The organism is Anaerocolumna jejuensis DSM 15929 (genome assembly GCF_900142215.1).
In the GTDB taxonomy this organism is placed as follows: Bacteria; Bacillota; Clostridia; order Lachnospirales; family Lachnospiraceae; genus Anaerocolumna; species Anaerocolumna jejuensis.
In genome coordinates, this window is the sequence record NZ_FRAC01000006.1 from 517,643 (window position 1) to 530,206 (window position 12,564).

Sequence of the window (12,564 nt, forward strand, 5' to 3'; positions counted from 1 at the left end):
TATGAACCTCCAGCGAACCATTACAACACTCTTTATCTATTTAAATATGGTTGTATATAGCTTTCCCAAATATCCTTTACCGCTTCTTCTACTGTCATTGTCCTTTGATTCATAGACATAGACATCATTGCATATAATAACAATTGTCCTTTTTCAAATTTCAACGAAAGCATTCCATTAAAAGAGTTGTTGTTACCAGACAAAAGCATATCAGTAGAAATACCTATATTCATATCTCTGCCACCAAAGATATTCCCTAAAAATAATTTTAATCCCCTTACCTGATTACCATTTGCATAAAATCGATACATAACATTTTTAGCATCTACCCGGTTCACTAATACTTTGATACTACTAATATCATTCTGAAGCTGCTCGCATAGTTGTTCTAATAGCTCATTAATCTTTATAAAGCTATCAGTCATAAATTGGTTCTTTTCTAAGTCAGTTGGTTCTGTCATCGCATTTACCCTTGGAATATTCAACGAAGAAAAAATATCATGGACCGGTTGACATTTGCTTTGTGGTACTCCTGATGCCTTTCCAATCACTCCATATTCATTTAATTTATTTTCTATTGCCGTATTGATATCTGATATGCTTGGATTATTCATATCAGCTACCAACGCAAGAAATTCACTCATTGATGCTGCAATATTCTGTGTTCTCTTTAAATCATCAATAAGACCAGATGCATTAACCATATCAATCTGTGACATCTGATTACCCAATTCCTTATATTTATCCTGCCAAAACTTAACATACTCTACCCTGCACGAAGTATCATATATTCCAGTTTCAAGCACAGCCGGAAATATTCTGTTTCTATAATTCTGTTCTTTCATTACTTCTAATACTTCGTACATACAATTGAATGATTTCAAATACTTATCTGAAATTAATAATACAGCATAATCGGTGTTTCTAATTGTTTGCATATATTCTTTGATGCTTTTCCAAGGGCTTATCTCTCTTATATCTCTACGAAGAACAATATCTTTAGCATTAAAATATGAATCCATTAAATCTATGTAACTGCTATCTTTCTGACAATAAGATATAAATATTTCTGTCATAAATTATCTCCCATCTTAAAATTAATTTTTAGCAGCACTTACCATATCTGCTTGCTGCTTAAAAGTTATTGTTTTGGTTGAGCCACCTGTTCTTTTAATTAGCTCATCCTGACCGACAACTTTCACTAAATTTGCAATCTGTTGACCATATACTTTTCTATTACAATAAAAGATTGTGGTTTGCACGTTTTCATTTAGAATCAAATCACACAAAACATCCTTATCTGTTATATCTAACGAGTGTCCAAAAATATATACATTATGATTTTCCATTTTACTATTTAATAATTTCAAAGCATCCTGCTGTTTGAAGGAAAATGGTATACCATCATCTACAAATTCAGAAACTCGACTTATAGAATTTCTTAATGAATACACATAATCTACATACTCACCATGAATTTTACTTACCCACTCCTTATACATACAACCTGTTTCTTTATGTATTCGTTGGTAAAACTTCTTAAAGGCTATAAAATCTATATCTTTATTTCTTTTTTCTTCCGGCAAATACTCATCGATGCCCAAAACTAGTCTGTTATCCTCGGCAGAACGGTATTGGTCTGCTTTACCATGTATAAAGTCATACTCTATCTGCTTCCCTTTTCCATATAATTTCTCATAGGTATTTGTATAATTAAAACTTAATACCTTATCAGGAGCAATACCTTTAATATCAGGTGATACAATATTGGTATCCATTTTTCCAACATACTCTATAAGGTAAAATTCTAAGGTACGAATTAGTTTGTTTAAGTCATCAAATAATCTGTCTCTAATTTCTTTAAAGGTAATACTTTTGTTACTGCTGTCCATCATTTGTACTGTGAATGAATAATCACTATAATATTCTGATAAGAATGCATTACTGAGTTTTATCATATCACTAAATAAAGAAACTCTTTTACCATCTGATTCAAGCATATCTTCATCGAGCGACTTTATAACAGATGCAATCTCACTTTCAAAATCTATCCAACCCTCTTTAATAAAAGTCTGGTTTTTGTTGAAATACTCTACCCATATATTATCTCCTACCCAATCTAACCAATATTTTTTATTGTCTATAATAGTTTCAAACCCACTTGCCAAGTTTGTTTGTATTTTAATCTGAATAAGAGGATTCAACTTACCCCAGTTGACTTTATCATTACCTTTATCTATAACCTCGCGGATTACTCTTATAAATTCAAGAAAATCAGAGTACTTGGTTGGTAGATGGTGCGCAAGGTCAAAGCCATTTCCTATCACTAGTATTTCCATTTATTTCACCGACCTTTTATTACATATTTCTTCCAGTATAACAGATTCTCACATTCTAATAAATACTTTTATTGCAGCATTTTACATATATTGCTCTTTTTGAAAGATAACAGGCAGCCAATCCTTGGCTGCCTGTTATTACCTCAACTGTATTAAAAACCTACCATTGAGCCTATGAACTGATTTGTCTTAATATATTGCTCTAAAGAATCTTCCTCAATTAATTTACTAATTATTTTAAGAGTTTTATCATTAAAATCTACCCAATAAGTAATCTCATTTGCATCAGCTATTATTGTTTTAACTTCATTGTTATCCCCTCTTTTTATATCTATTACTGCATCCCACCTTTTGAATAATTCTATCACCTTATCTGAACAAACATTTTTCAGTTCTTTATACTTTTCAACCTCATCCTGTAATACAAATTCACCATCGACCCTAACAAAGTTGAATTTCTTCTCATTATGATTCTCAAGCCATTTGTCATTATCTATATAGATACAGTCCTCAGAAGTCAATACCCCACCATGCTTTTTTAAGCCTTCAATCCACTGTGGATTTGTGATAACTGTAATATACAAATCATAACCATTATCTTTACATTGTTTAGCTAGTATTCTTATTATTTCTGTGCCCACACCTTTACCCTTCATTGAGTTCGGCAACATTATATTAGTTAATGCCACATAATTCTCCCTATCTGACATATGGACTTCAACCACAAAACTTTCTCTTCCTACTTTTATACAAAACCTTACGCTGCTATTTGTTCTTTCATCAACATCGGCTTCACCCAACAAATCTTTTAAAAAGACTAAAAAATCTCGCTGAATCAAATCAAGTACTTTATTCATATTTTCACCTTATCCCTGTTTTTAATTTCATTATACCAAATTTTACAGCCTGTATATACCACTTCTTAGCATTTATAATACTATTACATTTAAGAATTTGCTTATTATATGAAGCGGGGCAAATCTAATGGATTTGCCCCGCTTATGCATCTGATATATATATATATTAATGTGAGAAATCTGTTACCCTTAGGCTTGGTAAAAGTTTTTCTAAGTCTTTTATTTTTTCACTTTTAACCAATCCATAACCTACCCATATATAACGCACTTCTTTGAATCCACCATCAATCTGATTACACATAGCTTTAAAACTCTTAAAATTAACACCTCTAATATTTAAATAAACTAGTTTCGGTAATGTTTTAATAGGGGAGATATCTGTCATCTTGGTACCGGCCAAACTTATGGATTTTAGATTTTCCAATAATGCTAGTGGCTTTAAGCTGCTAACATTATTACCATACAAAATCAAAGTTCGTAGATTTTTCAAGCCATTTAAAGGAGATAAATCTTTTACTTTATCACAATTAAGGTCCAAGTATCCTATCTTCTGCAATCCCTTTATACCATTTAAACTCTTTATATTTTTACCCTTTATAGTTAAGGAGTGTAATTTATTTAGGTTACTCATAGAGCCAATATCACTTACACCTTGAATCTCTATTTCCAACAATTTCAAATTTCTTAGATTTTTTAATGCACTGATATCTGTTAATTCATCATCACAAACTATAGTCAAACTCACTAGTTTTGTCAATTTTTTTAAAGATGAGATATTTTTTATACTATTGTGATTTGTCGTCGAATTTGACACATCTAAAACTTTAAGATTTGTCAATCCAGCTAAGGCACTAATATCTGTTGTACTAGTTGATGTAAGGTTTAATACTTCTAATTTCTTTAAGTTTTTAAGGAAATCCAAGCTCTTAAGGCTAGTACCCATAAAATTCAAAGATTTGAGATTTTTCAGGTAGGTTACAGAGTCATAATTTTTTAAGTAATTATACTCTAAATTTAAGTCTGTAACCTGAGTCAAGGCCTTTAATGATTTCATTGTGGTCTCACTACATGATTGTAATTCTAGTTTTCTTAATTTATTCAATTTTTTCAGATTGCTTATATCACCCAAATCAGTAGCACTTATATTTAACGTGGTTAAATCTGTAAGCAGGGAAATATTATCTGCGTTTTTTATATCATTCCAGCTTATATCCAATACTTTTAATTTGGTAAGCCTTTTGATTATAGTTGAATTTTTAAGTCCTGTATCACTTATATTTAAACTTTCAAGTCCTATTAACCCTGATATACTTGTTAAGCTCTCGGCGTCAATTCGTTCTATATCAAGCACTTTCAGACTTTTCAATGTTTTTAATGCGCTAAGGTCTTTTATTTTACGATGATTATTCGCGAAGATAAGAGTTTCTAAATTTGATTTATTTTCTAATGCACTTATATCTGTTATATAGTTTTTGGATAAGTTTAACTCTACAAGGTTTTTCAAATTTTTTAGTACTGTAATGTCATTTATGGATGTTGTTCCAATATCAAGCACTTTGAGATTTGTTAAATTCTCTAACGCATCAAAGTCATCAAGATAGATATTCCCATCTAATTTTAACTCCTCTAAACCCTTTAGTTCGTTAAGAGCCCATAGATTCTCAAATCTATTACTATTAAAAATACTAGTTCCACGTCCCAAATCTAATTTTTTCAGATTCTGTAATTCCTCAATACCCTCTAAATACTCGATATATCGGTCACTGGCATCCAATTCAGTAATTTTCAAAACATCTTCTTTTGTTAAGACACCTTCTGGTTTATTAATTGTTTCACGGACTGCAGCTTCTAAATTTTCATCATAAAAAGTTACTTTATCACTATTATTTATCACAGAACCATTATTCTGTGAACTGTTTGAATTATCAATAATGCTTGTGTCTATTGGCATTTCAATGGAGTTATGAAGGATTAGTTGTACCCTCAAAGTTTGGATTGCTGCAGTTAACCGTCCTAGTTCTACCCAATCATTCTCTAAATTTTGTATCCTACCTGCGACTTCATCCAGTTCAGTTAACAAGCTTACCACCGATGAAGGAACTGTAGCAATACTCTCAACCATATCTGCGAGATTAAGTACCTCTGTTGCCAAATCTGTAATTTTGTCTGTATCTACCACATTAATTGCCACTGTCGCCTGCACTGCAGTAAGCTTTGCCCTAACACCCTCAACTGCGCTATCAATGGATGCAGTACTCCCAGTGCTTACTGTTTCAGCGTGGATTGATTCTGGGGGTAAACCACCAACTACCAACAGTGCTATCATTACAATAGCGATAATTACCCTTTTCAATTTCATTTGTTTCTCCCTTACCCTTTCCCATTTATTAACTACAATTATGCCACATTTTCCATTCTCTACAATATATCCTTTATTACTACCCAATTCTGTTTATCCTATAACACCCAGCCAATTTATTGATTTGATAGTCTTTAAGTACAGCTTTATATCATTACTATTAGGAATTAAGCAGCCTATAATCTCGGTATCATAGGAATACTGATTTAAAAGCAATGCTTCAATGTTCAATATCTTGCAACCCTCCAAAGTACTTAAAATCAGGCTACAATTTGTTTCATCAAAGCCTACCCTTGTGATAGCATTACTACAATCTACTGAAACTATAAAATTGCTAAAATCCAACACCAATTTTTTATTTGATACAAAACTGTTTATTATCAACCTTTCAAACCTCATTTCCTCTATATACCAATATTATAACATGATGCGGGGTGCTTTTAGGATTTGAAAAAGCACCACTCCTTGAAGTGGCGCCATATTATGAGGAATACAATGTTAGCCTATCTTGGCGATACCCCACTTATTACCTATCTTATACTTGAGAATGTCCGGGGTCATGCCGGAAACATTGGTACCATCAAATTTCCAAGTCTTAGTACCTATCTGCTTACCCTTTGAATTAATTAGCTTATATGTACCGTTGTTACCAACTATAGCAATACCATCTTTTGAGAAGTAATTAGCATCTGCATACTTAGTTTTGATTACTGTTTTACCCTTTTTATCAATATAGGTATACTTTCCATCGCTACCCTTTACACAAGCCAAACCATTGCTAAAGATTACTGGATTATCATATTTAAAGGAAACAACCGTCTTACCTTTTTTATCTATTGCTCCCCATTTACCGTTCTTTTTAACCGTTGCAAGTCCATCATTAAATACTTGGTAGGAGTAGGTTTTGTCTTGTACCCCAAAGTCCTCGAACTGTGCTTTTATTACTGTTTTACCACTCTTATTAATAAATCCCCACTTACCCTTTATCTTTACTGGGGCAAGGTTTTGGTTAAATGGTCTTGCTTCCTCATATTTATATGAGATTACCTTTTTATAAGTTTTATCTACATATCCCCATAGCAGTTCACCATCCACATAACTACCTGCGCACAATAAACCCTGTGTATACCAGTAATAATCCATTGAACCTGAATACCATTTAACGCTACCGTCAGGCTTGATAATTGCTACATTGCCATCCTCTGGTCTGGTATCTGTTACTGTTACACCCTCAGAAAAAGGACTAAAAAAACCACTGATTGCTGTAGGACTAATTCTAGGTGAACCACTTGGCTTTTTTTCAATTTGCGCTGATTTAAGAGCAATATTACCCTTTGTATCAATATAATACCGATATGGGTCATATTCAAAGTCTTCCTCAGTTGCTTCTTTTGCTACTGCAATTAAGGCTAAACCATCATGGAAATCCCCAACCTCGGCTATATATTCGTTCTTACCCACATATTTCTTATTTGATAAATCAATTACCACTTTACCCTTTGCATCTAAATACTTAAAGGTATCGCCTTGTTTTACCCATACATAACCTTCTGAGTAGACTCCAATTGAATCATACACTGCCTCTGTTAGATATGTAATGGTTTGTGTTGCTGCCTGCGCTGGCATTGCTGGTATTATGCTTACTAAAAGCATAATTGCTAATGATAGTGACATAATTTTTTTCATAAATTTGTTTTCCCTTTCCCTTTATACTTTTCTGTTTTTTCTTTTGATTCCAATAGCTTTAACTACCCTCCTTCTTTTTACATTAATACACCAACAAATAATAAATGTTATTCATACAGTAATATTTATTACAAGTTTATCAAATAACAATTTGCCCGTCAACTCAATAAAATTATAGGTACTGGGAGGTATATTGAAATGCAAGAAGAATTCAGAGATAACTATATCCGAATTGGATTAAAAATATCATATTATAGAAAAACTAAGGGTTATACCCAAGAGGAGCTTGCTGCAAAGCTCGAAGTTGCAACATCTTTTATTGGTCAGATTGAGGCACCCAATATACTTAAGCCTATATCTCTTGATACACTTTTTAGGATTGCAAAGGCATTGGAGATTGAACCTTATAAGTTTTTAGTATTTGATTAACCATAGCACGGGATGACCAACGGGGTGCGGTCATCTTTCATGCCCGCACCCTTTGTTACAATCTGCAAAATTTACGAAATGGAGAGGGAGTTTTACCCACAAAGGCAAGGAAATACCCTTATTGGAATGTTCCTTTGATAACCTACTCATTACCTTTTTTTGAGAGAGTTTTCTTATTATTACTGGCTAAATAGGGTGTCATTTTTGCGAACTTTTTATTGGGAAAGTGTAATTTGCTTACAATGACAACATAAATACCAGGTACCGATGATTTTGAAATTCCCAATGCCTTGAAAGGTTGAAATTTCAATACTTTTTAAAATGTGTTGAATTTGCTTATCTTTTTGATGCGGGGGTCACGGGATGCATGAGAGGGTTAAGCAGGCAGAGGGAGGGGCTTCTGAAAAGAAGCCCCTCTCTCGTTATACTATTATATTAATTGAAATATCATACATATAAACCACAAAATAACTGTTACCAATATAAGCAGTATACCCTTATTGTAAAACCACATCTTTTTCTTACATATCTGAGAATTAGTATGTATTTGCTCTATCAAATCATCTTTTATCTGCTCTTCCTCATAACCTTTGATTTTACTTTTATAATCCTCTAACTTCTTTGCTCCTATCGTTCCAAAAAAGAATATTGAATCACCTTTTGCTTTAGTCCTCGCTATCATGCCAAGTAACAAAAGAACTAATGAGGAAAAACTTGCAAGGTACAATAGCACTACAATTACAACAGCTATTATATCCCCACCTGTTATTAAAGACCAATTACCCTTATCAATTACGGTCTGGAACGCTGAAGGTAATCCGCCTTTAAATACAAAAGCTGATAATACCCCAACCAGAGCTAATGCAAAAGAAATCTTTGTATCTACATTTCCTACCCATGAATTTGTTAATTCAAGAGTTCTGTAGGCATCTTCTTTGTCAAAATACTGCTTATTATCATTATTCTGCACCATAATTAGTACCCCCTTATCTTCTTTACCTTAACGATATAATCTTTAAATGACTCTCTCTTATCATAAGGTATACTATCGTTTTTTAGTCTTGTTTCTATCGCATCAATTAATTTCCAGCTTACACTATTTTTACAAGCCCATTGTACTGCACTATCTCTCCAACTAATCCATACTTCACTATTCCTTGCCATCGCTACCATAATATCATATGCCTCTTCTTGCATATCATAAAACCCATATACATCAACTAACGAATGTGCTCTGGTCTTTATTTCATCCATGCTTAATCCAATTGCGACACCTGCTAAGTATAGTTTTTGTATTATCTCCTTCCAGTAATCTAAACCTATTTTTTCAATGAAATCATATTTGTAGCAAAATGATTTATCAATCAGTGTATTTATGAAATTATAATAAGTAATTAGGACACTTTTTAAGTTTTCCTCAGCCTTATTTTTCTTTTCAACTGCTTCTACCTTTGCACTATATTCAATATTATACTTTCGATTTAACTCTTGATTTTCTTTCTTTATCTTCTCTTCCAATACTGCCAATTCACGCTCACGTTGGATTAACTTATTCTGCAGGGTCTCGATTTCTTTTATACCATCTGCCAGTTGCTGTGATGTATCACGTCCTGATGTGCTGTCATCCTCAACTTTTATTGGATGTCCTAATTCTTCCGTGAAATCCATATAGTAGGCACTGGTTACATACCCTTGAAACAGCTTACTACCCTTATATTTTGCTGATTCAGTCCAGACTTCTTTATACTCTTCCGATAGCCCTTTATATACACTATTTGAAATGAATATTTCTCCACCTGCTGCCAAGTCTGAATACTTACTTGCATGATTAGTTGTATTTCCTACCCAAACACAATCCACTTCATTTTCCTTATTGGTATCGCTTTCTACACCATACATACCAACCTGCGTTACAAGTACCCTTCCATAATCTATACCAATGCCACATTCAATAATCTTTCCATTTACATTATTTTTAAGATGTTTATTTAAGCTATAATCTATTACCGTTTGTAAACTTCTTGCCGCATTAATCGCTTTATCTACAGCCTTTTCAGTAACTTCCTCATTTTCATTCTTTGAATCAATGAAAACTCCCATTATTCTGTCACCAAGAAACTGCCTTGTTACCCCACCATTCTTTCGGACACAATCAACTGCCATCCTCATAAAAGCACGATATATCTTAACCATACTTTTTGCCTGACTGTTTTCGGTAAGGTAGGTAGACTTTCTTATATCTATAAATAGAATGGCTGCCATAATAGCATATGTTTTATTATTGTCCTCCAGTTGCTCTATTGTGGGAGGTAAATCAGATTTTATTTCAATCTGCTCAACTGTTTGTTCTGTGATACTTTTCAATCGTTCATCTATTTTATCAAAATCCTGCTTATTCATTACTACTTTATTCCCCTTATACCCTCTATATTAAATGCACCTACTTCTTCCAGTATAACAGAAAATAAGTTATAATAAAATATTCTTTTCTTATATACCTTAACTCATTTTACATAAATTCATTACCTATTTGCTGCGGTGTTTCCTTATAAATCTAAGGAAAAGTGTCTCTCGTTTTTGCGATAAATCATTACCCTCTCCCAAGTCAGTAGGGAACATGGAAAGTGTCTGAATCATTGGGAATACAATATTACTGTTGCCTATTACTACAACGGGGGCATCCGGGACAATGAGCTCATAAGGAGCATCGCGTAAATGAGAGGGTGGCACGGAAACGTGCCACCCTCTCGGACTGTTCTAAATTAATAGCACTCTCCCCTTTAATCATAATATCACTATGTCCCCATAACGCAAAAAAGCCGGGAGGCTTTGACCCGGCTCTTTTGCTTAACTAAATTAATAAGGGTTATATAAACAAACTTAGGAGGATTAACTCCTTAGACAATTGGCTTAAATTGTGGTGTTGCTCAGGTTGACGTCATGTGAGCGATGCTCTCACGACTATGGGTGTGGTTGATATTGATTAACCTCTATATGGTTCTGGTTGCTCAACATAGTTAGGTTGCTCAATATAACTAACCTACTCTGCTTGCTCCACCTGCTTAGTATAAAGAAATAGACAGAAGGAGCCTTAGTAATATACTTAGGATTATCATTGCTTTTACAATGTTACCTTTCATATATACCATCACTTTTATTAACTCTCTACTTATATGGATGTATCTCCGAACTTTTATGTCCACCTTTTTTCTCAACTGTCCACCTGCATATAAATTACCCTTTTATTTCAACATAAAAATTTTTTCTGTATAACTACATTTGGGATTTTTCATCGGTATATTTTCCATTAGACAGATATAGAACCATTTTTCGTTATAAAAGAATGTTGACATATCTATCATATAAGACAGATGCAGTTTGGGGCAGTCATCTGGAATACTAATTAAGGAGGACACCAGTATGAAAAAACTTATAAAGAAGATTATTACAGCAATTGATAATCTGCAAATACAACCAAGCACATATTACAAATTTAGCATTGTTTTTATACTTTTAAATACTACTATTACAATTGTAAAACTTTTCATTTAAGCATTGAGGAGCAATCTTTAGGGGCGATTGCTCCTTTTCTATTTATGGTTCTTCGGGATGCCGGGGCATTTGCGAAGCAAATGCAAAAACAGATGAATAAATGGATTTATTGAAAGAAAACCAAAAAGGTTATAAAATCAAGATAATTCAGAGCAATAGATAAGTAACAATTAAATAAGTTCTAAAACGTTGTAAAATCAAGACTAATTGGCACTTTCAACAGGTGGTGTAAATCAGATTTTTTCAGCTTATCACTATCTAATTGAAACACAGTGTAACCTTTATGGTTCTAAATTAATATATCCTAATAAAGCAAAAAAGAATAATGAGAGGGAAATCATACCCTCTCATAAACATTAATACTCTTGTGATAGTTCTAATTTATCCATATCAAATTGCTGATAAAAGACTGGGATATTATATACTTTTCTTAATCCTGTAAGGTATTGTATATCTTCATTTTTAGGCTTAGAACTTGTAACGATAATTAATTTATCAGCTTTTTTTGTAATAGGATAATGGCTGTATTCCAATAACTGACCTAAGGCTTGGCGAATTGCCACCCTTACTGTAGCTGCTGTTTTTAGTTCGTAGAAAATTTCATTACCCTGCTGGTCTTTGGCTTTTATATCTACATAGTTTTCATCAGTTACTACCTTATCAAACCCTTTCGCTATTAGATAATCTCTTAAAGCATTAGATAACTCATTGTGTTGCAGTTGCATCATATACTCTGATGGCTTAACTGGTATTTCACCTGTCTTTTTAGCTTTCTGCTTGGCTTGTTCTATGTATGCATGGTATCCCGGTAACTTCTCCAAATATTTATCTACTGATTCATCCGCTAAAGTGATACCTGATGCAGGGTTATTTATAACATACTTATCAATGACAGGTTTTGCCACTGTTATGTAATCATTCAAAGCTTCCATAAAAGGAGTATCTTTAGCATAATGCCATTGCCACTTATGGTCTTTTATCTTCTCAAACTTTCTGCCCAATTCTTTTGCTAATACTTCAGTCAGTTGGTCTGTATAGACTGCTCTCTGCTCGTTATCTCTACAACTAATCTCTAAGAAAACCTTTGATTTATTATTTATAACCATAGCAATATTATAGATTTTTTCTTGTGAATCAGAACCCAGCCAAAATGTGATTTGTAAATATTCTTCATTTCCTCGAAAATACAAACCATCTGAAAGCCTACCCTTATTATCCTTAATGCGTGGTACAAAATGAAAATTCGGATGCTGCAATTTGTACCCTAATAGATAATCCAGACATTCTCCATGTATCGGATGCAAGTCAATCTTGTTCATTTTTTCCCTCTCCCTTGGTAAGT

At 33.1% G+C, this 12,564-nt stretch carries 9 protein-coding genes; 1 reads left to right on the forward strand and 8 read right to left on the reverse strand.

All coding sequences use genetic code 11. The features are described 5' to 3' along the window. Positions 1-32: 32 nt before the first annotated feature. From BUB77_RS02355 to BUB77_RS02380, 5 genes are all read right to left on the reverse strand, one after another. Positions 33-1,076 (reverse strand): toll/interleukin-1 receptor domain-containing protein, encoded by a 1,044-nt coding sequence (locus BUB77_RS02355; RefSeq protein ID WP_073272527.1) that lies wholly within the window; start codon positions 1,074-1,076, stop codon positions 33-35. A 21-nt stretch (positions 1,077-1,097) separates the two neighbouring features. Further along, positions 1,098-2,339 carry a bacteriophage abortive infection AbiH family protein gene (locus tag BUB77_RS02360; RefSeq protein WP_073272529.1) on the reverse strand — a complete coding sequence of 414 codons (1,242 nt, stop codon included), beginning with the start codon at positions 2,337-2,339 and terminating at the stop codon, positions 1,098-1,100. A 152-nt stretch (positions 2,340-2,491) separates the two neighbouring features. Then, positions 2,492-3,196 carry a hypothetical protein gene (locus BUB77_RS02365; RefSeq protein WP_073272531.1) on the reverse strand — a complete coding sequence of 235 codons (705 nt, stop codon included), beginning with the start codon at positions 3,194-3,196 and terminating at the stop codon, positions 2,492-2,494. A 166-nt stretch (positions 3,197-3,362) separates the two neighbouring features. Further along, the gene (locus tag BUB77_RS02370; protein WP_073272533.1) at positions 3,363-5,642 is read right to left on the reverse strand and encodes a leucine-rich repeat domain-containing protein; all 2,280 of its coding nucleotides are present in this window, start codon (positions 5,640-5,642) and stop codon (positions 3,363-3,365) included. 411 nt (positions 5,643-6,053) lie between these two features. Beyond that, positions 6,054-7,241, reverse strand: coding sequence for a WG repeat-containing protein (locus BUB77_RS02380; protein WP_073272537.1), 1,188 nt, complete (start codon positions 7,239-7,241; stop codon positions 6,054-6,056). Positions 7,242-7,439: 198 nt separating this feature from the next. Here BUB77_RS02380 and BUB77_RS02385 point away from each other — a divergent pair, with 198 nt between their 5' ends. Continuing rightward, complete coding sequence (locus BUB77_RS02385; protein ID WP_073272539.1) at positions 7,440-7,670, forward strand: helix-turn-helix domain-containing protein; 231 nt, start codon at positions 7,440-7,442, stop codon at positions 7,668-7,670. A gap of 430 nt (positions 7,671-8,100) precedes the next feature. Here the strand turns inward: BUB77_RS02385 and BUB77_RS02390 are convergent, their stop codons facing one another. From BUB77_RS02390 to BUB77_RS02400, 3 genes are all read right to left on the reverse strand, one after another. Further along, positions 8,101-8,643 (reverse strand): Pycsar system effector family protein, encoded by a 543-nt coding sequence (locus BUB77_RS02390; protein WP_242962341.1) that lies wholly within the window; start codon positions 8,641-8,643, stop codon positions 8,101-8,103. 2 nt (positions 8,644-8,645) lie between these two features. Next, positions 8,646-10,070, reverse strand: a complete 1,425-nt coding sequence (locus BUB77_RS02395) for an adenylate/guanylate cyclase domain-containing protein (RefSeq protein ID WP_073272541.1) — start codon at positions 10,068-10,070, stop codon at positions 8,646-8,648. 1,508 nt (positions 10,071-11,578) lie between these two features. Next, on the reverse strand, positions 11,579-12,541 hold the full coding sequence (locus BUB77_RS02400) for a hypothetical protein (protein ID WP_073272543.1): 963 nt from the start codon (positions 12,539-12,541) through the stop codon (positions 11,579-11,581). Positions 12,542-12,564: the final 23 nt, after the last annotated feature.